Genomic DNA, 22,594 nt, shown 5'->3' on the forward strand with positions numbered 1-22,594 from the left:
GACCGGCAGCGGCCAGTCCTAGCCGTTGAACTCGGCCGGGTGGGGTCCGGTGCGGCCGTCGTTCTCAAGGGCGTCCAGGGCTGCCAGTTCCGCGTCGGTGAGCTCGAAGCCGAACAGGTCCAGGTTCTGCTGGATTCGGGCCGGCGTCACGGACTTGGGGATGATGATGCGGTCCTGCTGCAGGTGCCAGCGCAGCACCACCTGGGCCGGGGCCACGCCGTGGGCTGCCGCGATGTCCAGCACCGTAGCGTCGTCCAGCAGCGCCCCCTGCGCCAGCGGGCTCCAGGCCTCCGTGGCGATGCCATGGGCCACGTTGAACGACTGGATGCCGCGCTGTTGGAGCGTTGGGTGCAGTTCCACCTGGTTGACGGCCGGCACCACGGTGCCCGCCGCCAGGATCTGTTCCAGGTGCTCCGGCAGGAAGTTGGATACCCCGATGGCCTTGATCCGACCCTCCGTATAGAGCGTCTCCAGTGCGCGCCAGGACTCGACGTACGTGTTCCGTGCCGGGGCCGGCCAGTGGATCAGGTACAGGTCCAGGTAGTCCAGGCCGAGCTTGTCCAGGCTGGCATGGAATGCCGCCAACGTCTCGTCATAGCCCTGGTCCGAGTTCCAGACCTTGGAGGTGATGAAGAGGTCGCCGCGGTCCAGACCGGAATCCGCAATGGCCCGGCCCACGCCTTCCTCATTGCCGTAGATGGCCGCCGTATCGATGCTGCGGTAGCCGGCGTCCAGCGCCGCGGCGACGGCGGCAGCTGTCTCGTCGTTCGGGACCTGGAAGACGCCGAAGCCGATCTGCGGCATGGCGACGCCGTTGTTCAGGGTGATGGTGGGAATGCTGGTCATGATTGCTCCTTGAAGGATCGGTGGTTTGGAGGAAGGATCAGGCGCCGACGGCGGCAGGTGCCGCCTCGACGTCGGGCGCGGCCGCCGTCGTCGTGCTGTTCTGCGCGGTCTTTTGCGACTGAGTCTTGGCCTTGCGGGCGGCAATGGCCATGACGCCAAGGCCCAGGACGGTGATGGCCGCGCCGGCCCAGATGGGGGAGGTGTAGCCCAGCCCGGCCGTGATGGTGACGCCGCCGAGCCAGGCGCCCAGCGCGTTGCCGGCGTTGAACGCGCCGATGTTGGCGCCCGAGGCCAGCGTGGGGGCTGTGGAGGCGTACTTCATCACGCGCATCTGCAGGCCGGGGACGGTGGCGAAGCCGAAGCCGCCCATCAGCAGCAGCGAGGCGATGGTCATGATCTGGTTGTGCGCGGTGAGCGCAAAGACCACCAGAATGACGGTCAGCACGGCCAGCACCACCAGCAGCGTGGCGTCGACATTGCGGTCCGCCGCCTTCCCGCCCACGGCGTTGCCGATGAACAGGCCCACACCGAAGAGGATCAGCAGCCACGGCACGGCACCGGCGTCGAACCCGCCCACCTCCGTGAGCGTGTAGGCGATGTAGGTGAAGGCGCCGAACATGCCGCCGTAGCCGAGGATGGTGACGGTGATGGACAGCCACACCTGGGCGGATTTGAAGGCGCGCAGCTCACCGCGCAGCCCGGCGCTGTTCGCCTGGCCGCGGCCGGTTTCCGGCACCAACGTGAGCACGCCGATCAGTGCCACAACGCCGACGGCGGTGATGGCCCAGAAGGTGGAGCGCCAGCCGGCGGCCTGGCCCAGCAGGGTGCCAAAGGGGACGCCGAGGACGTTGGCGGCCGTCAGACCGGTGAACATGATGGCGATCGCCGCGCCCTTCTTGTTGGGAGCCACCATGTCGGCCGCCACCACTGAGCCGATGCCGAAGAAGGCGCCGTGGCACAGGGCGGCAATGACGCGGCCCAGCATCATCAGTTCGTAGCTGGGGGCGACCGCGCTGAGCAGGTTGCCGATGATGAACAGCACCAGCAGCGCGGCCAGCACCGGCTTGCGGGGGAGCCGGGTGACGGCGGCCGTCACCAGCAGGGCGCCGACGACGACGGCGAGGGCGTAGCCGGAGATCAACCAGCCGGCTGCGGCTTCGCTGACCTGGAAGGAGACGGCCACCTCGGGCATGAGGCCCATGATGATGAACTCCGTCAGGCCGATGCCGAAGCCACCGAGTGCGAGGGCTATGAGGCCAAGGGGCATGGATTTCTCCTGGAGACTGTGGGGATTGGGGGTGTGGCGCGTAAGCTTGTAGTTGCAGACGCTTGGTTTATTGTTGCACGCGCAACTATCCAGCGCAAGCAACTAATTATTTGCCGTGCCCTTTTGGGTCCGGTTTGGCGAAAGGGATCCCGATGGGCATCAAGGACGACGCGGTGGAAATCCGGGCCAAGGGCTGGCGTACGCTGGCCGCCCTGCATGGCCTGATCGAGGCCGAACTGGAGCGCTCGCTGCAGGAAAGTGCGGGGCTTTCTGTGGTGGAGTACACAGTGCTCGACGCCCTCAGCCGGCAGGATGGCTGGCATATGCGCATGCAGCAGCTGGCCAGGGCTACGGCGCTGAGTCCCAGCGCCACCACGCGCCTGGTGAACCGGCTGGAGGACCGCGGTCTGCTGACCCGGATCCTGTGCGCGGACGACCGCCGTGGCATCTACACGGAACTTACAGTTCCCGGTCTGGACCTGCTGGAAGGTGCGCGACCGGTGCATGATGCGACCCTGGAGCGGGCGCTGGCCGAGGCCGTGGAGGTGCCGGAGCTGGCTCCGCTGGTGCTGGCGCTGCCGGAACTGCACGTTCCGGCAGCCGGTTGAGCGGGTAGGCATGCCTTCGTTCCGCGCCCAATTGCAGATCATGGGCCTACGCCCCGGCAACGCCCCGGAGGCCGTGATGGACTCCGCCGTCGCCGCCATCGGGTCCATCCACGTGGTGGAGGCCAACCAGCTGGACCTGGTGGCCGGCATTCCCCGGATCACTGTTCGATTCATGGTGGAATCCACCGAGTACACGGCGGAGAATCTGCACGCACTCAATGCCGGGGCCGCGATGCGGCATGCCGTGGAAACGGTGGCCGTGGCGGGGCGGCTGGCCATGTTGCGCCGCAACCGCGGCAAATGGATGCCGCTGCGCTGACTTCGTCCGCCGCTTGAGGCAGGGGCCGCCGTGCTCCGCGCTGTGCCGCGATCGCTGGAACGGAGTGTCGCTGTAGGGGCTGCTTCGGAAGCCCTGGACGGCAGCTACCGCGAAATCCTTACTCAAACATCTGTTCTAATAGACAATCTTGGAATAGAATAAGATCATGAGCGTTCCGGTCGGCACTTCCGGTGGCGCCGCCACCACGGCAGGGCCGACGATGGCGGAGCAATTGGCCGCGCTGAGGCTCCCCACCCTGCCACCGGCCGCCCCCGGCACCCGCGGCGAAGCCCTTGCCGGCACCCTTGATGGAACACGTGGCGCCCTTGGGGCGGTGCGGGCGGACTACGCCGCCTGCGTTGACGCCCTCGCCGAGGTCGCAGCCCTCGAAGCCCGGGTAGCGGCCTGCAAGGCCGCCCTCATTGACAGGCTCGCCGCCGCCGGGACCAGCGAAGCGCAGGCGTTGGGCTTCGACACCCGGCAGCAGGGCATCGGCGACGCCTCCACCACGGCCGAACTGGCCACCGTGTTGTGCATCCCGGAACGGAGCGCCTCCAACCTCCGGGCCCAGTGCGTGGCGCTCGTACGCGAGCACCCCCACACCCTTCACGCCCTGGGGGCGGGCAGGTTCTCCTGGCAGCACGCCCTCGCCATCCTGGACCAGGCCCTCTCCGTCCAGAACGTGCCCGACATGCCCCGGGACGTGGTCGACGCCTTCGAACGCGACCTGGTCGAGGCCGCCTGCGGGGTGACGGTGTCGAAGTTCACCGCCGCGGCCAACCGCCGCCGTGAACGCCTGCACCCCGGGAGCATCCAGACCCGGGCCGCGGCCGCCCGGGCGGGCAGGTGCCTGGACCTGCAGCCGGGCCGGGACGGCATGTCCTACCTGGGCCTGTACCTGCCCGCCGAAACGGCCCAGGCCGTGTGGAACCACGCCACCGCTGCCGCCCGCGCCCTGCAGGGCCCCGCCGAGCCGCGCACCCTGGCCCAGCTGCGCCTGGACGTCGCCGCGGCCCTGCTGCTGGGCCAGGAGACGGCCGACGCCAAGGCCGGGCACCCGGCACCCCGGGCCCAGATCCTTCTCACCGTGCCCATCCTGTCCCTGCTGGGCGTCTCCGACGGGCCGGCCGAGCTGGAGGGGTGCGGGCCCGTCCCGGCCTCGATCGCCCGCCGGCTGGCCGCGCAGGCCCCCTCGTTCCAACGCCTGCTCACGGACCCGCACAGCGGGGAGCCGGTCGCGCTCTCACCGGGCACCTACCGGGTCAGCGAGGCCATGCGGGCCTGGCTGCGGGCCAGGGACAGGACCTGCACGTTCCCCGGCTGCACCACCGTCACCGCCGACACCCAGCTGGACCACCTGCTGGCCTGGGAACACGGCGGAAAAACCCGCGAGGACAACCTGGCCAGCGAATGCCCCAAACACCACCTCGTCAAACACCATAAGGACGGGAAAACCCGCACCGGCCCCACAAAGACAAACCCCCAGAAAACAAAACAGGGAGGTGCGCCCGCCGGGCCCGGGATCAGGGGCTGGACACCGCAGATGACCGAGACCGGGCGCCCGGGCTGGACCTCACCCGCCGGCCGCTACTACCCGCCCGAACCCACCGACGCCACCCCGCCCGACTACCCGCACTGGCTGCAGGACGGCATCAGCCGGCGGAAGGGCGCCACCGACTACAGCATCCTCGAGCACGCCCTCACCGTACGCCTCACCGGCTGATGCAATCTACGGTTGGAATCATCGATCCCGGCAGCGTCAGGCAGCCGCATCAGGCAGCACGATCCGCGGGAGCGACGGGTTCAACAGGGCACAGCGTCAGCTGGTGGCGCTCGACTGCAGCGCAGGACGCTCGTGTGGGATTCCGACCGGGTCGCCGGTGCGGGCAATGGCTTCGGGCATCAGTCCGCAGAGCAAAACACTCCAGCCGGACTCCGGCCCTGCCGCCGTCCTTGTGACGGAGGATCCGGCAACCTGGGAACAGCGACGACGGCGCCAGCAGAGGCAGCGGCAGCCGTCGTCGTCGTCGTTCTGATTGTCGCTCTAGTTGCCTGAGGGGAAACCGCTCAGTTTCAGCTTCGAGTCGTAGCGGACGGGCTGCTTGGTCAGCGGATCGATGAACTCGATGCTCTTGGCCAGCAGCTGCAGAGGTTTGGTGTAGTCGTCCGGTGCCTGCTCCAGCAGCACGGGGTAGAAGGGATCGTTCATGATCCCGAGGCCCTGCGAGGCCAGGTGTACGCGCAGCTGGTGGGTCTTCCCGGTGTGCGGGGAGAGCTTGTAGAGCCCGACGGCGCCGTCCGGACCCATGCGGGTGTCCTCCAGCTCGATGAGGGTCTCGGCGTTGTGCTCGCCCTCCACCTCTTGGGCCAACAGGTAGGTGCGGGATTTGATCATCCGGCTGCGGACGGTCATGGGGAACTCGAGGTCCTCGCGCACACCGGCCACGGCCTCGTACGTCTTCTGGACTCGGCGCTTTTCAAAGAGCAGCTGGTAGTCGCCGCGGGTCTCGGGGTTGGCGGAGAACAAGAGCACGCCCGCCGTCATCCGGTCCAAGCGGTGGATCGGCACCAGATCGGGCAGATCCAGCAGCACCCGCAGGCGCACCAGTGCGGATTCCTGTACGTACATGCCGCCGGGCGTGGTGGGCAGGAAGTGCGGCTTGTCCACGACCACCAGATCGTCGTCCTGGTGCAGCACGTTCAACTCCACCGGGAGGCGGTCCTCCACGGGCAGTTCGCGGTAGTACCAAATGAAGGTGTGCTCGTTCAGCGGAGTCTCGGGAGTGACCACGTCGCCGCCCAGGGCCTTGACCTCGCCACGGACAAAACGGTCCACGATGCCGTCCGGATCAACGTGGTTGAACCGGTCCAGAACATAGGCCATGGCCGTGTCCCAGGGGCCCTCTTCGGGCATGCGCATCCGGGTAGCATTGACACCGTTGCGCACGGGAAGGGGAGATTTCATCACGTATCAAGCGTACCCACGTCCAACAAATGACGGCCCTGTGGACTCCTTGGACCTTCTTCCGACAGAGCTGGCCGCCGCCGTCCGGCAGGTCTTTGAACCGCACGGGATGGCCTGGTCGAATCCCGTGGCCGAGCCGGAAAGCGCCGGGTATTCGGCCTTCGCCCTGGCCATCGATGGCCGCAGCACGCGGTTCCGGGTGGCCAAGACGACGCCCACCAAGGCCGGGCAGTTCGCCACCCTGTGGCAGCGTTCCGACGCCGGCCCCACCCGCCCCTTTGACGTCTCGGACGGCGTCGAACTGTTTCTGGTCAGCGTCGCCGGCAGCGGCCAGTGCGGGCTGTTCGTCTTCCCGCTGGACGAGCTCGTCCGCCGCTCGGTGGTGTCCACCGGCATGGCTGGCGGCAAGCGGGCCATGCGCGTCTACCCGCCGTGGGTTGAACCCGCCAGCAAACAAGCCGCCGCCACGCAGACGTGGCAATGCCGATGGTTCCTGCCCCTGGACGGCGACGGCAGCAGTGCAGTCGACGCCGTCCGCGTACGGGAGCTGTTCCATTCCTGAATCGACCCAGCGAACCCGGTGGTTGAGCCTGTCGAAACCCGGTGCGGCGCGAGTATCCGCGGGTTCCGCCGTGGGGCGTGGGAGGTCTCGGCTCCGCTCGACCCAGCGAGGCCGCGGAGACCCTAGCCGATGCGGTCGAGCATGGACTGGATTCTGCCGTCCACGATTGTCCCCAGCACGGCGCTGGCGGCCAGCTCGTCGGGCGCTGCCGTGAGTGGGTCCAGCTCGAAGGCGGTGAAATCGGCGCGCTTGCCCACAGTGATGGATCCAGACACATCCCATTGGCCGGCAGCGCGGGCGGCGTGGGAGGTGTACCCCTCCAGGGCCTGCAGCGCCGTGAGCGCCTGTCCGGGAAGAACGGGTGCCTGGTCCGGATGGCCGGCGCGGCGGCGCAATTGGGCTTCCGCCAGGATAGGCAGCGGCTCGAAGGGGGCGATGGGCCAATCCGAGCCAAGGCCGAGCACCGCGCCGGCGTCGCCCTTGGCCACGCCGGCCCGCCGCAGCAGCGCGGGGAGGACGCCTTCAACTTCGGGCTGGAGATCCTGATCGCGGGGCTGCGCTCGAGGCTGCATGCCTAGGTTGCCCGGAACCCGCGCGAACAAGCACTTGGGGATAGTCCCGGGCTCCAACACTGTCCCCAAATGTTTGTTCGGCGGAGGTGTTTGGGGGTGGGGGTGTGCGGCGTGCGTGGGGTTTGCGGGCCAGGTCAGAGAACTGGCTGGCAGTGGGGGCAGTAGTAGATGTCCCGCGGCTGGCGGGTTGGAAAGGCGGGATCCGCCTGCTTTGCGTGCAGGATGACGGAGCCGCAGCGCTTGCACGGTTTGCCCGCCAGGCCGTAGACCCACGACGACGCGTCCCCGGCGGCAGGTCCGCCGGTGGTGCTGCGCCGTGGCCTGTCCTTGTTCGCCTCCAGCAGCCGCTTGGCCAGGTCAACCAGCCGGGTCAGCTCCGGCACGCGGCCGATGGGCATTTCCGGGTGGACGTGGGCCAGAAAGCACAGCTCATTGCGGTAGATGTTGCCGATCCCAGCCAGGTTCTGCTGGTCCAGCAGGGCCAGTCCCACAGGGCGCTCCGGTTCGGCCAGCAGCCGGCGAAGGGCCTCGGCAGCGTCCCAGCCCGGGCCCAGCAGATCCGGCCCCAGATGGCCGACGACGTTCTCCAGTTCGCGTTCCGGGACCACCTCCAGCAGGCCCAGGGAGAAGCCGACGGCGGTGCCTGCATCTGTGGACAGCACGGCCCGGGCGGTGTGGGCAGGCCTTCGCCAGCGCGCCGCCGGGCTGCCGGAACGGCCCGGACCACCGGAACGGCCCTGGGGTGCAGCGGGGTAGACCTCCCAGATCCCCTCCATGGACAGATGCGAATGGATCACATGCCCGGCCACGTGGACCAGCAGGTGCTTGCCGCGGGAGTCGACACTGTCCACGGTGCTGCCGGTGAAGTCCACTGTGGCAAACGCCGGCACCCGCAGGTCGCAGCCCGTCAGCACCCGTCCGGCCAACGCCCCGCGGAGCAGCTTCGCCTGCCGCCAGACGGTGTCGCCCTCAGGCACGGATCCGCAATCCGCGCGGGGTTGTGTAGGCGCCGGCCTCCACGAGGGCCTTGGCCAGCGGGGTGTCCAGGATGTCGCCGCTGTTGACCTTTTCGATGGCCAGCTTGTCCACCGTTCCCCGGTGCACCACCGACACCAGGGCCCGGGCAGCCAAGGAGATGGCGCCGTCGTCCTCGGTGAAGGCGAGCAGTGTCTTGCCGCCGCGCTCCACATACAGCGCCAGTGCGCCGTCGACCATCACCACCAGGGCACCGGCCTTTCGGCCCGGACGGTGCCCGACGTCCAGCGCCGGCCAGGGCAGCGACGCCCCGTAGGGGTTCGCCGGGTCCGTGGCGGCCAGCGCCAGGGCCTGGGGCGGCGTCGGGTTGAGGGTGGCGTCCTCGCTGAAGGAGCGCAGCCTGTCCACGGTGGCGGGCACGGCAAACTGCGCGGCGCCCAGATGCTCAATGAAGTAGCCGCGGCGGCATTTGCCACCCTCCTCCAGCCGGGCCAGCACCTTGTACATCAGGCCGAAGCCGCCGGGAATGCCCTCGCTCACCACCGAACCGCGGGTGATGACGCCGTAGCGGTCCAACAGCAGCTCGGCCAGCGCGTGCGTGCGCACGGTGGTGTGTTGTTCCTGGCCGGGCAGCAGGCTCCAGCGCCCGGCCCCCAGGGGAGGCGCGCTGCGCAGGGCGCCGCCGGCCAGCCCGGGCGCGCGGCCCAGGCGTCCGTAGCGTCCGGCGGGCCGCAGCCTCGAGGGCGTGGGGCGCTGCCGGTGGGCCGTGTGGCCGCCGGCGATGAGCGAGCGCACGGGGGCGAAGGTGTCGTTGCCCAGCCGCCCGGCCCACACCAGATCCCACAGGGCCGTGGTCAGCTCGTCGTCCGAGGGCAGGATGCCGCCGGACAGGCCGTCGACGGCGGACGAGCCGGGCAGCGGGCCGGCGGCCAGTTCGCGCAACTGGTGGAAGAAGTAGGCGCCGCCGCCGGAGAGCTGGGCCAGCACCCGCTGCTGCAGCTCGGTGGGGGTGAAGTCCGCGGCCGGGTCCAGTGTCAGCGGGGCGGCCTCGGCCACGTGCAGGGAGAGCCAGCCGTCGTTGCCGGGCAGCGAGCCGGCGCCGGAAAAGAGGACCTCACCGCTGGCCATGAGCTCGTCCAGCATGGCGGGTTGGTAGTCCGCGACGCGCGCGGCCAGCACCAGCGGCTCCCAGGCCGACGCCGGAATGGGTACGCCCGCCAGTTGGTCCACCACCGTCAACAGCCCGTCGAGTCCGCGCAGCGGAGCACCGGCGGATGCTGCGCTGACATGCTGCCAGGCGGGCAGGAACCTGGCAAAGGTGGCCGGATCCACCGGCTCCACCTCCGCCCGCAGGGCCGCCAGCGACCGGCGGCGCAGCTTGCGCAGCACCTCGACATCGCACCACTCGCTAGGCGGTCCGCCCAGCGGCGAAAGGGCCGGGGCGGGGGACTCCCCGTCCAGATCGGCCGTTGCGAGCAGACCCTGGGGGCGGAATTCGCCCTCCACCACGCGGCCGTCGGCGGCCAGCCGGGCCATCCCACCGGCTACGACGGCGACGCCGAGTCCCAGCCGGACCGCGGCTTCGCCGGCCGTGAAGGGGCCGTGGGTGCGCGCATAGCGCCCCAGCAGATCGCCCAGGGGATCGGCCACGGGTTCGATGAACGCCAGCGGGATGCCCATGGGCAGCGGAATGCCGAGGGCATCGCGCAGCCGGGCGGCGTCCTCCACCGCGGCAAAGCGCTCCCCGCCGGCCATGTTGACGCGCAGGGCGCGGTTCACCCGCACCAAGGCGGACAAATGGGACAGCGCCGCGGCTGCTGCGGCAGGTGGTGATGGTGCGCCGCCGGCGGCATCTACACCGGAGGGCGTGCCCGAGTCGCCGGTGGTGTCGGCCCCGCTGCGCGGGCCGGGTGCGCCGCCCGCGGCACCCGCACCGCCGTCGTCCTCGGGCTGGAGGCGTTCCGCCACCTCCGCCACGGACAGCGGTCCGAGCAGGCGCAGCAGATCAGCCACACCCTCGATGCCCCGCACCAGCCGGTCCGGGGCCAGCCGCTGCAGCTCGGCCTCGGTCTGGAGGATCACCTTGGGGTCCAGCAGTTCTCGCAGCTCGGCCCGGCCCAGCAGCTCGTTCAGCAGCGAGGGGTCCAGGGACAGTGCTGCCGCGCGGCGCTCGGCCAGCGGGGAATCGCCCTCGTACAGGAAGGATGCCACGTAGCCAAAGAGCAGCGAGCGGGCAAAGGGCGAAGGCTGCTGCGTCGTCGTCTCCACCACGCGCAGTTCGCGCCGTTCGATGGAGGAGGCAATTTCCTTCAGGGCCGGCAGATCGTAGACATCCTGCAGGCACTCGCGGACGGTCTCGAGGACGATCGGGAAGCTGGGGTACTTGCGGGCCACGTCCAGCAGCTGGGCGGAGCGCTGGCGCTGCTGCCACAGCGGCGAGCGTTTGCCCGGATTCTGCCGCGGCAGCAGCAGCGCTCGGGCGGCGCACTCGCGGAAGCGGCTGGCAAACAGCGCCGAGCCGCCCACCTCGGCTGTGACAATGCCGTCCAGCTCACCCGGGTCGAAGAGGAACAGGTCCGCACCCGGCGGCTCATCGTCCATCATCGGCACACGCAGCACAATGCCGTCGTCGGAGGCCATGGCGGAGCCGTCCAGCCCATAGCGGGCATGGAGCCGCGCGGCCACGGCCAGCGCCCACGGCGCATGGACGGGCATGCCGAAGGGGCTGTGCAGGACCACGCGCCAATCGCCCAGCTCATCGTGGAAGCGCTCCACCAGCAGCACCTTGTCGTTGGGCACGACGGCGGTGGCCTGCTTCTGCTCGTCCAGATAGCTGAGCAGGTTGTTGGCTGCCCAGGCATCCAGCCCGGTGGCCTCGCAGCGAGCCAGGGCCTCCTCGCGTGGGGCGGCGCTGAGCTCGCGGGTGAAGGCGCCGACAGCGCGCCCCAGTTCCACGGGCCGGCCCAGGGAGTCCCCCTTCCAGAAGGGCAGCTTGCCCGGCTGGCCGAAGGCGGGGGAGACCAGCACGCGGTCGTGGGTGATGTCCTCGATGCGCCAACTGGTGGCGCCGAGGGCGAAGACATCCCCCACCCGGGACTCGTAGACCATTTCCTCATCGAGCTCGCCCACCCGCCGCCCGCCGCGGGAACCGCTGTTCGATGCCGTGCCCGGGACCCCCTCGGCCTCGGTGCCGATGATGTAGACGCCGAAGAGCCCGCGGTCCGGGATGGTGCCGCCGGAGGTGACGGCCAGCCGCTGTGCGCCGGGGCGGCCGGTCAGCGTGCCGGCCACCCGGTCCCAGACGATGCGCGGGCGCAGCTCGGCAAACTCATCGGAAGGGTAGCGCCCGGCCAGCAGATCCAAGGTGGCGTCGAAGGCGGAGCGGGGGAGGGCATTGAACGGGGCGCTGCGGCGGACGGTGTCGAACCATTCCTCCACATCGATGCTGCCCAGGGCGGCGGCGGCCACCGTCTGCTGGGCCAGGATGTCCAGCGGATTGGCCGGGATGTACAACGGCTCGATCTGCCCGGCCAGCATCCGCTCCACGGTGACCGCGGAGTGCACCAGATCCGCCCGGTGCTTGGGGAAGAGGACACCTTGGGAAACCTCGCCCACCTGGTGGCCGGCGCGCCCCACGCGCTGGAGGCCGCTGGCCACCGAGGGCGGGGACTCCACCTGGATCACCAGGTCCACGGCGCCCATGTCGATGCCCAGTTCCAGGGAGGACGTGGCCACGACGCAGCGCAGCCGGCCGGATTTGAGGTCGTCCTCGATGAAGGCGCGCTGCTCCTTGGACACCGAGCCGTGGTGGGCCTTGGCCAGCACCAGCTCGGCCCCTGACGTCGACCCAGCCTGGGCCATCATCTCAGCGGGCAGCCGTGCCTGTGACTGTGGTCGGACGGCGGTGGAGGGTCTGCCGGACGTGGCACCGCCGTCCCCGGGCAGTGCATCCAGCCCGAAGGCGCCGGGTGCTTCGGCGGCAAGGGCCAGCCGTTCCGTGTAGATCTCGTTGAGCCGGCCGGTCAGGCGTTCGGCCAGGCGGCGGGAGTTGGCGAAGACGATGGTCGAGTTGTTGGCCAGCACATGGTCGACAATCTTCTCCTCGACGTGCGGCCAGATGGAGGCATTCGGCGCCAATCCGGAGGCTGGTCCGAGGTCGTGTGCGGAGGCGGCGGAGGGGAGCTCCGTCATGTCCTCCACAGGCACCGTGACGGTCAGATTCCAATTCTTGGTGCTCGCCGGGGCGACAATCTCAACGGGTGCCGTGCCCGCCAGGAAGCGGGCCACCGTTTCCCGCGGCTCCACCGTGGCGGAGAGGCCGATCCGCTGGGCCGGGGAGTCCAACAGGGCGTCCAGCCGTTCCAAAGACACGGCCAGGTGGGCGCCGCGCTTGGTCCCGGCCACGGCGTGGACCTCATCGATGATCACGGTGTGCACGCTGGCCAGGGTCTCGCGTGCCTTGGAGGTCAGCATGAGGAACAGGGATTCCGGCGTCGTGATCAGGATGTCCGGCGGGTGGCTGAGCAGGCGGCGGCGCTCACTGGCCGGGGTGTCACCGGAGCGCACGCCCACGCTGACATGCGGGGCCGGCAGATCCATGCCCTTGGCGGTCTGGGTGATGCCGATCAGCGGTGCGCGCAGATTGCGCTCGACGTCGACACCGAGCGCCTTCAGCGGAGAAATGTACAGCACCTTGGTGCCGCTGGACTTCGGAACCCCGCCGTCGTCCTCCAACGCCTCGGCGGAGATCAGCCGGTCCAGCGCCCAGAGGAAGGCTGCCAGCGTCTTGCCGGAGCCCGTGGGGGCGACCACCAGGGAGTGGGCACCGGCCGAAATCGCCTGCCAGGCACCGGCCTGTGCAGGGGTCGGCGAGCCAAAGGCGCCCAGGAACCAGGTGCGGGTGGGCGCGGTGAACTGGGCCATCGGGGAGGACCCGGCGGCGGCGTCCGGCGGCACTGTCAGGCCTGCGGTTTTCTTTGGCGGCACGGCTCCATCATGCCGCAACGGTGCGACATTTGTCCGGGGACGGTGCGCCCGTCTCCACACCCCGGGTATTCGTTGTAATCTGGCGGTACAAATGGCAATGCTGCCTTTGCCGTTTCCCGTGCACACCGCTCGGTTTTCTTCTGCGGCAAGGGTGCGTACAGCGGGGATGGAGGGGCCGTGGTTTCGCGGCATGCGGGCAACAACTGGGTGCCCCTGCTCGGTCTGTCCCTGTTGTTCCTGCTGGGCGCGGCCGTTGACCTTGTCACGAACCCCACCTATGGGGCTGTGCCGCAGTATTTTGTGGTGGCCTCGCTGCTGTGGGGTGCCTGCTCCGCCCTCTGGCTGTGGAAGCACCCGTCCACCTGGGGCGAAGAGCCCAAAAAATACCTTTACCTTGTCGCAGCAGTGCTGGCCGGCGTGCTGCTGGGCTCTTTGCTGCCGTTCCTGCGCGGCTGCGGCCCGTGGCTGGCGCTCGCGGGCGGTTTGGTGGCCTACGGCGTCTTTGAACGCACGCGCATTCTGGTGACGGCCGGTGCCGGAGTGGCCGTGGCCGGATTGCTCTCTGCCGTGGTGGCGGCGCCCGTCTGGGGTGGTCTGATGCACGCCCTGGCCGCCGCGATCTGCGCCTTTGCCGCCAACCGGCTGCACCTGCTGCGCCACGGCAGGCGCCGCACCGTCCACGAGGAAGACATTGACGTGCTGGACTTCCTGCAGGAGGATCTGGACGACTCGAGGGCCTCCTAACCGGACGCGCCGCGGCCGGATCCAACGTTGCGATCAAGCCAATGCAGGACAGCCACCCCCGTCCGGGACGCAGTTGTAGTTGCGTCCTCGAAGGGAATGGCTGTCCTGGTTGGCGGTGGGCCCGGCTACGGCTGGAAGGCCCCGATGGTCAGCAGCTTGATGTCCTCGTTGGAGCAGGCCGTCAAGGGGTGCGCGATGTAGAGCGCATCGGTGGCGCTGGGCGGGTAGACCCGCAGCCCATCGGCCTCCACCCGCTCGCAATTCTGGTAATTCCCCGCCTGGGTGTAGCGCAGGACGCCGGCGGCCGAGGCCCCCGGTTCCAGCGTGATCGGGCCCGACGACGGCGCTGCCGGGTCGCGGTCGGCCGCGGCGCCGATCTGGGTGCCATTGCCGTCACCCACCAGCGAGACGCCGGGGTAGCCGTCCAGGATGCACACCTTGTCGGTGGTGTTCTTCACGATGAGCTTCATGTAGATGCTGCCGGCCGCGCCGCCGCCGGAGTCGTCCACGGAACCGCTCAGCATGGCCGCCGTACACAGGGCAGCGGCCGCGGAGGTGGACGGCGCGGTGCTGGGCGTGGCAGTTGCGGTGGGGCTGGCAGACGTCGTCTGCTCGGACGGTGAACTGTCGGCGGTGGTCGTCGTCGAGGCCGGTGTCTGGCCACCTCCACAGGCGGTGAGTGCCAGGGCAAGGGCAGCGGCGGGCAGGGCAGCGATGATGAGTTTGCGGGAGAGGCCGCGACGCGCCGTTGCCCCCATGGCAGGTCCTGTGGTGTTCATGGTTCCACCCTGTCCGCCAGCGGTGCCCGCGTCAATTGCGGCACGGCCGCCGCGTTCAAATTGCAACATAAGCAGCAGCAAGAACGGCGGCGCCCAGAGGCACCGCCGTTCTTGCTGCACCCACCCTCGGGCGGGCCGTTGGGTTGGACTACTTGCCGGCGGCGCCCGTGCCGGAGCTGCCCACAGCGGTGGCCACGGCCGGGCTGGTCTTGCGGGTGCGGAACAGCGCCACGGTACCCAGCACCAGACCCATCACGCCCGCGCCCAGACCGATCCAGGCCGGGGTCTGGTTGGCAGCGGTTGCCGTGGTTTCGGCAGCAGCCGTGGTCCCGCCGCCGGCCGTGGCAGCGGCACCGTGGCCGCCGTGTCCATCACCCTCAGCGCTGGCAGCGGTGACCACCAGGCTGGGGGCGGGGGACTTCAGGGACTCGGGGTCCTGACCGTCGGCGGGGACGTCGGCCCAGTTGGTCGCGCCCGTCTCGCAAGTCTGCAGCGTGGGGAAGTAGAGCGTCTTGCCTGCAGTGTCCGGAACCTTGAGCGAGAGGGTCAACACGTCCCGCTGGTGTGCATCCAGGGGCGCCTTGGCGGTGTAGGTGATGACGCTGGTCCGCTCGGTGATGGAGCTGCCGTTGGCCTGCTTGATCGGCTCGGCGAGCTTCTCGGTGGTCTTGGCGATGGTCCAGTTGGCGTTCACCGTGGGGGTGGCATCGTTCAGCTCCGCGGGCAGCGAGATGGCCACTGACGTGGTGTTGGAGCCGTTGCAGCCGTGGCCGATGGCGAAGGACACCGCCGAGTAGGTGTTGGCGTCGGTGGACGTCGGATCCGCCGAGACGTGGGCGGAGGCGGCGCCAAGGCCGAGCCCCATCAGTGTTGCGGTGGCGCCGACGGCGACGGTGGTCTTGAGGGTGCGGGAGATGGTCTTGCTGGTCATGGGATTGCCTTTCGGGTGCGCCAAAGGGCGCGCAGAAAATGTGGGGATGGGAAATGGCACCCCCACAGATCCGTCCGAGAGGGGTGCTAGGCGAAGGAGGGCGCGAAGTCCGGGGGCCCGCGCCGGCTGTGGCTGCGCAGATAGCGCCAGGGGCGCGGTGCCGCGGAGGTGCCGGACACCGGCACTGCGGGCAGCTGGGGGAAGACGGCGGTGACGACGGCGGGGCGGACGAGCGGGCGAAGCCAGCCGGCCAGTGCCCACAGGGCGTCCTCGCCGCGGGCCAGCACGATGGCGGTGGCCAGCGTGGCGGCGGCGTGGGCTGCCAGCATGGCCCAGGAGCCATCGTGGACGGCCATGGCCGCCACAGGCTCGCCGAGGCCGGCCGCCGTCGCATCCTTCAGCGCCGCGGCCGTTTGGGCGGCGGCGGAGAGCGAATGGTCGTGCAGGGAGGGCATGTCCACGCTTTGGTGGAGCCCTGCCGAGAGGGTGTCAAAGGCTTGGTGCAAGGCAAATTGGCTGGCGCCGAGCAGGCCCACCATGGCGGGCAGGGAGAGCTTGAACCGGGTGGCGGCTGTGGTGCCCAGCGCTGTCAGGGCGGCGATGGCCGCCAGAATCAGCGGGGCCGGCAGGACGCCGCCGGCGGCTACGTGCGCCGCGGCAGCGAGGGCCAGGATGGCCGCACCCAGCGAGGCGGACCGGAGCAGGCGGAAGGGCGGTGTACGCATTGGCACAAGCCTCCCTTCATCCGGAATAATCTGCCTCATTGTACCGAAGGGTGCGCAAGAGCGGGTCCCGGGTGGTGCAACGTGTCGACATTTGCCGGCACTACTGTCCACCGGGTCCGGCCTGCGGGGCCGCAGGACCGGCGTCGGGACCGGCGCCGGCGGCAGTGCCTGGACCGGTGCCTGGGCCGCCGTCCGGACCGGCACCGGATGCGCTGGCGGCGTCCGCGCCGCCGTCGGGCCCACCCTCGACGGCGAAGGTCCGCGTGGCACGGGAACCGGCCAGGGCGCCGGCCGCGATGGTCACCAGTGCACCGAGCAGCAGGGCGGCATCCTCGCCCGGTGCCAGGATGCCCAGCTGCTTGCCCACGGTGGCCGCAGCAATCGGCAGGCCGATCTGGGCGGCGGTCAGGACGCCCAGGGCCACTGGCTGCCCGAACAGCCGCATGGCCCCGTGGGCCAGCAGAGCGCCCACACCCAGGCTCAGGCCCAGTGCGATCATCTGCGGGTGGCTGGCCAGATCGCCCAGGCTGATGGAGGCGCCCAGCCAGACGTAGAACACCGGCCCGAGGAACCCGTCGCCGACGGCGAAGAGCTGGTGGGCAAGCCGGCGTGGTTCGCCGACGGCGGCCACCACCAGGCCAAACGCGAAGCCGGCAAACATGATGGAGACGTGGCCCGCCACGGCAATGCCGGCCAGCGTGAAGAGGATGGCCAGTTGGATCCGCAGTTCCATGGCGAAACGGCGCGACTCCGAGACCTTGTGCAGGCGGTTCCGGACGCCGTTGCGCTCAAAGCCGCGCAGCAGGAAGAACAGCACAATGGAACAGCCCGTGATGGCTGCCAGAAACAGCGCGGAGCGCCCCGCATTGGCCGGGTCGGCGGCCAGCGGCAGGGCGATGATGGCTGCCGTATCGGCGATGGCGACCTGCGCCGTCATCGCCAGCACCGCAGGCCCGCGCAGCCGCAGCGAATCGACGATCGGCAGCACCAGGGCCGCCGAGGAGGAGGCCAGCAGCACGATGTACATCGGCGCGTGGCCGGTGCCAAACACCGCCGCAATGCCCAACCCGATGCCGACGGCGAGCACCGCAGCGCCCAGCGCACGCAGGGCCCCGGCCGCTGCGGCACTGCGGATGGTGGCGTCGCGGATGGGCACGTGGCTGCCCGCCACGAACATGATCAGTGCAAAGCCCAGGTCCGCAAGGAAGGTGAAGACGGGGTTCGCCGAATCCACCAGGTGCAGCCCGGAGCGGCCGATCAGCAGCCCGGCGAGCAGCTGCCCCAGGACCACGGGCAGATGCCATTTCGCCGGCCAGGCCAGCAGCGGCCCGGCCAGGGCGACGACGGCGATCAGCGCCAACGTGAAGAAGTCCACTGCCCGCCCTCCGTCTGCCTAGGCCGGCCCGGTGCCGGACGTGCCGGTCTCAGCCATTGCTGACGGGCTGTGCGGCTGCGGATTGCATGGTTGCGCCGCCTGAGGCGGTGGGCCGGAGGCCGGCGGCGCCGCCCCCGGTTGCGCCGCCCCCGTCGTGGCGGATGGCCGTGGTGTCCACGTCGGCGGGGTGCACCAGACGGGTGATGCCGCGGGCGGCGAGATGTCCGGCGTCGTCGGCCTTGGACGCCAGCACCACGGTGGGCCGGGCGCCGTCGGCCGCCAACGCCATCCATGCCTCGAAGAACAGCCCGCCCGGGGCACATTGTTCGCGGTTCGGGGCGGAGGTCTCATCGCCCACATCCAGCACCAGAGCGGTGGTCCGGGGCGCCGGGGCCGGGCGGCTGTCCGCCTGCTCCCGGTACCCGCGGGCGGCGTCGGCCAGGGCCGCACCCTGGGGCTTGACCGTCTGGTCGTTGGCCAGCAGGCCCAGGCTGTACTCCAGCTCGGGGAAGTCCGCCAGGCCGCGGCTGACGTCGTGGGAGCACCACCAGGTGACGCCCCAGAGGTTTTCGCAGTCCATCGCGTAGGCCAGCGTGCGGCGGGTGAATTCCGCGGCATCCTCGGCACTGACGTGCGGGCTGGGCGCCCCCACCTCCTGCAGCCAGATGGGCATGTCCGGATCCGAGGACCAGCCGCGGGAGACCTCGATGAGGTACTCGGCCAGCCGGAAGCTGGGCTCGCTCATGCCGCCGTACAGCTGGGCGGTGTTGTTGAAGATCCACGAGTGCACGGTGTTCATCGAGCCGTGGCGCGCGGCCATGGACGGGGTGAACCCGTGGCGGCCGTCAAAGAACGCGGCATCGTATTCGGAATGGTGGTGCCACGCGTTGGGTGCGCCCTCCTTGCAGGCATTCAGCATGGTTTCCAGCCACGCGTCCGCCTCGGCGGTGGTGGGGGCGCTGCGCTGCGGGTGGATGGCGGAGCTGAACTGGCTGAACTCGTTGCCCAGGCTCATGCCCAGGAAGTTGGGCCGGGTGGCCAGCGCCGTGGCCAGGGCCCTGAGGTACTCGGCCTGGCCGGCCACCACCCGCGCGTCGGTGAACAGATTGGCGCCGTGCCAGGTCTGCGTCCACGCGGGCAGGAAGTCGAAGCTGGAGAGGTGGCCCTGCAGGCCGTCCACGGAGACATCCAGGCCGCGCTCGGCCGCCGCATCAACGACGCTTAACAGATCGTCGATGGAGCGCTGGCGGATGAGGGAGCGGTTGGGCTGGAAATGCGGCCAGAGGGCAAACACCCGGATGTGGTCCATGCCCAGGGCGGCAAGGGAGTCCAGATCGCGGCGCACAACATCCAGGTCAAAGTCCAGCCAATGGTGGAACCAACCCTGCGACGGTGTGTAGTTTGCGCCAAAGCGGGTGTGCAGCTGACCCATGAATTCTGCCTAACGTTGTAGAACGGTGGAATGCGGCCCTCGAGCGCGCTTATGGATGACAATACATATGACCTCCGCCACATATGGAAAGGGCCGCCCGCCCATGACCGAAACCACCCCCGGCCCCGCCCTCTCCGCGGAGCCCGGAATCGCCGTCGTTCTTGAGGACTGCGCCACCAAGATCCGTGCCGCCACCGGGGACGAGCGGCTCGCGCGGATGTTCCTGGCCTGCATGCGCAATACCTTGGACACCACCATTTCCCGGGACGAGGACGGCTCCACCTTTGTGATCACTGGTGACATCCCCGCCATGTGGCTGCGGGATTCCTCGGCCCAGATGCGCCCCTTCCTGCCGCTGGTGGGCTCCACCGGCGCCCTGTTCGATGTCGTCGCCGGGCTGGTGCGGCGGCAGTTCGCCTTCATCAACCACGATTCCTACGCCAATGCCTTCAACCGGGAGCCCAACGGCGCCTCCTACGATCCGGACGATGCCTGCGACGATCCGTGGATCTGGGAACGCAAGTACGAGATCGATTCCCTGGCCTTTCCCGTCCAGCTGGCGCACCAGTTGTGGCGGGCGAGCGGGCGTACGGACTTCCTCACGTTGGACGTGCACCAGGCGCTGGCCACCATCGTGGAGCAGTGGCGCACCGAACAGGACCACCGCGCCAACTCGCCCTACCGGTTTGAACGGGCGACGACGCTGGCCTCGGAAACGCTGTCCGACGGCGGACTGGGCGCCCCGGTGGCGGTGACGGGCATGACGTGGGGCGGATTCCGGCCCAGCGACGACGCCTGTGTCTACGGCTACAACATTCCGGCCAACCACTTCGCGCACCTCGCCCTGGGCCACATCGCGGAGTTGGCCAGCGAGGTCTTTGACGACGCCCGGTTGGCAGCCTCAGCCGCCGCGCTGGCAGGGGAGATCGCCGCCGGCATCGCCGCCCACGGGGTGGTGGAACACCCGGAACACGGACCCATCCACGCCTACGAGGTGGACGGTATGGGCGGGGTGCTGCTGATGGACGATGCGAACATGCCCAGCCTGCTGTCCCTGCCGCTCACCAGCGCCGTGCCCGCGGACGATCGGCTGTACCTGGCCACGCGGCGGTTCATCCTGGGCCCGGAGAACCCCTACTTCAACAGCGGTTCGTTTGCCTCTGGAATTGGCAGCCCGCACACACCACCCGGCTACATCTGGCACATCGCGCTCGCGGTCCAGGGCCTTACCAGCGGATCCCGCGCGGAGGAACTGCGGATGCTGGAGCTGCTGCGGGACACCGATGGAGGCACGGGCTTTCTGCACGAGGGCTTCGACCCGGCGGACCCCACGCGGTTCACCCGGCCCTGGTTTTCCTGGGCCAACTCGATGTTCTGCGAGCTGGCGCTGAAGTACGCAGGGGTGGCCGTCTGAGGGCGGCACCTGCCGTTCTGCGCCGTGTTTGTCCCGAGACTGTGCGCAGCCCACAACTATTGACTCTAAACACTGCGCAGAACGGACCGCAGGAATGACAAAGGGCGTCTGCCTCGCTGGTTTTCCGGCGAGGCAGACGCAAACCCTGGATTCGAGGGAATCTGATCGGGACAGGTCAAATGGAACCACAGCCCATGCGGGAGGATGCGGGCGAGGTCGGAAGGCCTTGGCTTAGCTGGCGTCCATGACTTCCTTCACCCCGGATCTCCAAGAGAAGACCGTTTCGGCTGGCCTGGCACTAGCCATGTACTCGCTCGGGAAACGCAAGCTACCGAGCAACAACAAGGAGACAGCCGAACTAGGACGATTGCGGGATGGGTCTGGTCACTGGCCCGCAGACGCCCTTGGCGGATTCGAGTGCTCTATTTCACCCCCAGCGGGCCGATAGCTGGTACGGATCGGCGGTGCCTTTGGTGACCAGTCCCTCAGCATGCCCGCAGCTGGCATGTCTTCGAACCACTCTGATGCGACCTTGAGGTCCGTGGTGGGGAAGAGGACAACACCACGCAAAGGTGGCGGCCGGATGCGTCTGCCCTCAGAGAGTTTTGCCAATTCTTTGCCGACGAGGCCAACCCGGGCAAAGCAAAAGGCCCTGCTTCCCTTTGTTTACAAGGTAAGCAGGGCCTTTCTGATTGGCGGTGACGGTGGGATTTGAACCCACGTTAGGCTCTCACCTAAACAACATTTCGAGTGTTGCACCTTCGGCCGCTCGGACACGTCACCAACTCGATTACCTTACCGGACACAGGGCGCTGATCCCAAAATGAGGCCTCCACAGCCGGGGTTCGTGCAGGATGGTGCCATGGATGCAGAGATGGATGTTGCCAAACTCCGGGCCTGGTCGTGGCACAAGCAGGGGCTTGACGGCTCGCTGGCCGGGGCAGACTCGGCCAAGGTTTTGGGTCGTGCGGGATGGGCCAGGTCCGTGGGTGGGGCCAACCCCTACCTGACGCTCTTTGCCCGGGCCGGCATCCGGCGCCCGCAGGCGGATGCGGACGTCGCAGCCCTGCAGATCCACGAGCTCCCCACGGCGCGGGGCTGCACCTATGCCCTGGGTTCAGAGGACTTTGCCTGGGGGCTGCAACTGGGCGGCGGCGCCGCTGCGGCCACGGCCAAGGTCGTTGAGAAGCTGGGGGTGGCGACGGCGGAGCTCGCCACGCTGCAGGAACGGGCGTACGCCGCTCTGCAGGAGCGCGGCCCGCTGGATCCCAAGGACCTCAAGGACGTGCTGGGCGACGCCGTCCGCAGCCTGGGGGAGGAGGGCAAGAAGAAGGGTGCCTCCACCACGCTGCCCACGGCGCTGGGTCTGCTGCAGGCCACGGGCCGCATCCGCAGGGTGCCTGTCAACGGCCGGCTGGACCAGCAGCGCTACGCGTACACGGCGTGGGATCTGCCAGGCAGCGGCCTGACGGACCATCAGGCCCGCGCCCGCCTGATGGAGTGCTATCTGGGTTGGACCGGGGGAGCGACGCTGAAGCAGACGCAGTGGTTCACGGCCTTCACTGTGGCGCAGACCAAGGCCGCGCTCACCGACGCCGGGGCCGTGGAGTCCCACGGGTTGTGGATTCTTCCCGACGATGCGCAGGCATTCGAAGCCTTCCAAGTTCCGGCAGACGAGCAGATCCAGCTGTTGGCAGGCACCGATTCGCTGGTGCTGCTCCGCCGCAACTCGGAGGAGCTTTTTGCCGAGGAGGACAAGGGGCGCAAGCTGCTGGATTCCACGCTGGCCATTCAGGCGGATCTGCCGGACCACCCGATCGTGGACCGGGGCCGGATCATCGGGCTGTGGCAGTACGACCCCGACAAGGAGCGCATTGCGCACTGGCTGTTCGGGGCTGCCACCACTGCCGTCAAGAACCGCATTGCCGAGGTGGAGGAGTTCATCCGTGAGGACCTGGGCGATTTCCGCTCCTTTTCGCTGGACTCGCCGGCCAGCCGGCAGAAGCGGATCGACGCACTCGACGCCGCCGGCTGACCAGATCCGTCCGGCAGCTGTCCCGCAATGCCCTCCCGCACACGGCGGAACGACACTAG

Annotated in this window: 18 protein-coding genes and 1 tRNA gene; 7 read left to right on the top strand and 12 right to left on the bottom strand. The window is 69.2% G+C overall.

Translation table 11 applies throughout. The features are described from left to right. Positions 1 to 18: 18 nt before the first annotated feature. Positions 19 to 846: an aldo/keto reductase gene (locus K254_RS0119620; RefSeq protein WP_026556780.1), complete on the bottom strand. Its 828-nt coding sequence runs from the start codon at positions 844 to 846 to the stop codon at positions 19 to 21. A 37-nt stretch (positions 847 to 883) separates the two neighbouring features. Beyond that, the gene (locus K254_RS0119625) at positions 884 to 2,113 is read right to left on the bottom strand and encodes an MFS transporter (protein ID WP_026556781.1); all 1,230 of its coding nucleotides are present in this window, start codon (positions 2,111 to 2,113) and stop codon (positions 884 to 886) included. 152 nt (positions 2,114 to 2,265) lie between these two features. On the opposite strand from K254_RS0119625, the gene K254_RS0119630 reads away from it, so the two are divergent. From K254_RS0119630 to K254_RS24345, 3 genes are all read left to right on the top strand, one after another. Then, positions 2,266 to 2,721 (top strand): MarR family winged helix-turn-helix transcriptional regulator, encoded by a 456-nt coding sequence (locus K254_RS0119630; RefSeq protein ID WP_026556782.1) that lies wholly within the window; start codon positions 2,266 to 2,268, stop codon positions 2,719 to 2,721. Between the two features lie 10 nt (positions 2,722 to 2,731). Next, the gene (locus K254_RS0119635) at positions 2,732 to 3,040 is read left to right on the top strand and encodes a hypothetical protein (RefSeq protein WP_026556783.1); all 309 of its coding nucleotides are present in this window, start codon (positions 2,732 to 2,734) and stop codon (positions 3,038 to 3,040) included. 166 nt (positions 3,041 to 3,206) lie between these two features. Beyond that, positions 3,207 to 4,763, top strand: a complete 1,557-nt coding sequence (locus K254_RS24345) for an HNH endonuclease signature motif containing protein (RefSeq protein WP_051389423.1) — start codon at positions 3,207 to 3,209, stop codon at positions 4,761 to 4,763. A gap of 321 nt (positions 4,764 to 5,084) precedes the next feature. Here the strand turns inward: K254_RS24345 and K254_RS0119645 are convergent, their stop codons facing one another. Then, complete coding sequence (locus tag K254_RS0119645; RefSeq protein ID WP_026556784.1) at positions 5,085 to 6,005, bottom strand: pseudouridine synthase; 921 nt, start codon at positions 6,003 to 6,005, stop codon at positions 5,085 to 5,087. A 40-nt stretch (positions 6,006 to 6,045) separates the two neighbouring features. On the opposite strand from K254_RS0119645, the gene K254_RS0119650 reads away from it, so the two are divergent. Next, positions 6,046 to 6,567 carry a MepB family protein gene (locus K254_RS0119650; RefSeq protein ID WP_026556785.1) on the top strand — a complete coding sequence of 174 codons (522 nt, stop codon included), beginning with the start codon at positions 6,046 to 6,048 and terminating at the stop codon, positions 6,565 to 6,567. A gap of 122 nt (positions 6,568 to 6,689) precedes the next feature. On the opposite strand, the gene K254_RS24350 is transcribed toward K254_RS0119650, so the two are convergent. The 3 genes from K254_RS24350 to K254_RS0119670 all read right to left on the bottom strand — a co-directional run bounded on the left by K254_RS24350 (position 6,690) and on the right by K254_RS0119670 (position 13,037). Further along, on the bottom strand, positions 6,690 to 7,139 hold the full coding sequence (locus K254_RS24350) for an amidohydrolase family protein (protein ID WP_442853065.1): 450 nt from the start codon (positions 7,137 to 7,139) through the stop codon (positions 6,690 to 6,692). A 134-nt stretch (positions 7,140 to 7,273) separates the two neighbouring features. Further along, complete coding sequence (locus K254_RS0119665) at positions 7,274 to 8,116, bottom strand: DNA-formamidopyrimidine glycosylase family protein (protein WP_026556788.1); 843 nt, start codon at positions 8,114 to 8,116, stop codon at positions 7,274 to 7,276. After that, a complete protein-coding gene (locus K254_RS0119670) occupies positions 8,109 to 13,037 on the bottom strand; it encodes a DNA glycosylase AlkZ-like family protein (RefSeq protein ID WP_035751106.1) in 4,929 nt (1,642 codons plus the stop codon). Before K254_RS0119670 ends, K254_RS0119665 begins: the two co-directional genes overlap by 8 nt. 240 nt (positions 13,038 to 13,277) lie before the next feature. Between K254_RS0119670 and K254_RS0119675 the strand changes: the two genes are divergently transcribed. Then, positions 13,278 to 13,844 (top strand): hypothetical protein, encoded by a 567-nt coding sequence (locus tag K254_RS0119675; protein WP_026556790.1) that lies wholly within the window; start codon positions 13,278 to 13,280, stop codon positions 13,842 to 13,844. A 125-nt stretch (positions 13,845 to 13,969) separates the two neighbouring features. Here K254_RS0119675 and K254_RS0119680 read toward each other — a convergent pair whose 3' ends face one another. The 5 genes from K254_RS0119680 to K254_RS24365 form a co-directional block, all read right to left on the bottom strand. Then, positions 13,970 to 14,623, bottom strand: coding sequence for a DUF4232 domain-containing protein (locus K254_RS0119680; RefSeq protein ID WP_231391921.1), 654 nt, complete (start codon positions 14,621 to 14,623; stop codon positions 13,970 to 13,972). 148 nt (positions 14,624 to 14,771) lie between these two features. Next, complete coding sequence (locus K254_RS24355) at positions 14,772 to 15,554, bottom strand: YcnI family copper-binding membrane protein (RefSeq protein ID WP_035750393.1); 783 nt, start codon at positions 15,552 to 15,554, stop codon at positions 14,772 to 14,774. Positions 15,555 to 15,640: 86 nt separating this feature from the next. Beyond that, the gene (locus K254_RS0119690) at positions 15,641 to 16,279 is read right to left on the bottom strand and encodes a hypothetical protein (protein WP_026556792.1); all 639 of its coding nucleotides are present in this window, start codon (positions 16,277 to 16,279) and stop codon (positions 15,641 to 15,643) included. 100 nt (positions 16,280 to 16,379) lie between these two features. Then, complete coding sequence (locus tag K254_RS24360; protein ID WP_081710271.1) at positions 16,380 to 17,654, bottom strand: cation:proton antiporter; 1,275 nt, start codon at positions 17,652 to 17,654, stop codon at positions 16,380 to 16,382. Positions 17,655 to 17,703: 49 nt separating this feature from the next. Continuing rightward, on the bottom strand, positions 17,704 to 19,086 hold the full coding sequence (locus K254_RS24365) for a glycoside hydrolase 5 family protein (protein WP_155848636.1): 1,383 nt from the start codon (positions 19,084 to 19,086) through the stop codon (positions 17,704 to 17,706). A gap of 103 nt (positions 19,087 to 19,189) precedes the next feature. On the opposite strand from K254_RS24365, the gene K254_RS0119705 reads away from it, so the two are divergent. Further along, complete coding sequence (locus tag K254_RS0119705; protein WP_026556793.1) at positions 19,190 to 20,500, top strand: glycoside hydrolase family 125 protein; 1,311 nt, start codon at positions 19,190 to 19,192, stop codon at positions 20,498 to 20,500. A 693-nt stretch (positions 20,501 to 21,193) separates the two neighbouring features. On the opposite strand, the gene K254_RS0119710 is transcribed toward K254_RS0119705, so the two are convergent. Continuing rightward, positions 21,194 to 21,283: transfer RNA gene (locus tag K254_RS0119710), tRNA-Ser, on the bottom strand. Positions 21,284 to 21,362: 79 nt separating this feature from the next. Here K254_RS0119710 and K254_RS0119715 point away from each other — a divergent pair. Then, positions 21,363 to 22,535, top strand: a complete 1,173-nt coding sequence (locus K254_RS0119715) for a DNA glycosylase AlkZ-like family protein (protein ID WP_051389424.1) — start codon at positions 21,363 to 21,365, stop codon at positions 22,533 to 22,535. Positions 22,536 to 22,594 lie beyond the last annotated feature (59 nt).

It is taken from the genome of Arthrobacter sp. 35W (assembly GCF_000482545.1).
Classification (GTDB): domain Bacteria; phylum Actinomycetota; class Actinomycetes; order Actinomycetales; family Micrococcaceae; genus Specibacter.

Bases quoted from the DNA above. Each gene is read 5' to 3' on its own strand.
- K254_RS0119625 (WP_026556781.1), bottom strand. From the start codon at position 2,113: ATGCCCCTTGGCCTCATAGCCCTCGCACTCGGTGGCTTCGGCATCGGC.
- K254_RS0119680 (WP_231391921.1), bottom strand. From the start codon at position 14,623: ATGAACACCACAGGACCTGCCATGGGGGCAACGGCGCGTCGCGGCCTC.
- K254_RS24350 (WP_442853065.1), bottom strand. From the start codon at position 7,139: ATGCAGCCTCGAGCGCAGCCCCGCGATCAGGATCTCCAGCCCGAAGTT.
- K254_RS24355 (WP_035750393.1), bottom strand. From the start codon at position 15,554: ATGACCAGCAAGACCATCTCCCGCACCCTCAAGACCACCGTCGCCGTC.
- K254_RS0119645 (WP_026556784.1), bottom strand. From the start codon at position 6,005: ATGAAATCTCCCCTTCCCGTGCGCAACGGTGTCAATGCTACCCGGATG.
- K254_RS0119620 (WP_026556780.1), bottom strand. From the start codon at position 846: ATGACCAGCATTCCCACCATCACCCTGAACAACGGCGTCGCCATGCCG.
- K254_RS24345 (WP_051389423.1), top strand. From the start codon at position 3,207: ATGAGCGTTCCGGTCGGCACTTCCGGTGGCGCCGCCACCACGGCAGGG.
- K254_RS0119630 (WP_026556782.1), top strand. From the start codon at position 2,266: ATGGGCATCAAGGACGACGCGGTGGAAATCCGGGCCAAGGGCTGGCGT.
- K254_RS0119635 (WP_026556783.1), top strand. From the start codon at position 2,732: ATGCCTTCGTTCCGCGCCCAATTGCAGATCATGGGCCTACGCCCCGGC.
- K254_RS24365 (WP_155848636.1), bottom strand. From the start codon at position 19,086: ATGGGTCAGCTGCACACCCGCTTTGGCGCAAACTACACACCGTCGCAG.
- K254_RS0119670 (WP_035751106.1), bottom strand. From the start codon at position 13,037: ATGGCCCAGTTCACCGCGCCCACCCGCACCTGGTTCCTGGGCGCCTTT.
- K254_RS0119690 (WP_026556792.1), bottom strand. From the start codon at position 16,279: ATGCGTACACCGCCCTTCCGCCTGCTCCGGTCCGCCTCGCTGGGTGCG.
- K254_RS0119705 (WP_026556793.1), top strand. From the start codon at position 19,190: ATGACCGAAACCACCCCCGGCCCCGCCCTCTCCGCGGAGCCCGGAATC.
- K254_RS0119715 (WP_051389424.1), top strand. From the start codon at position 21,363: ATGGATGCAGAGATGGATGTTGCCAAACTCCGGGCCTGGTCGTGGCAC.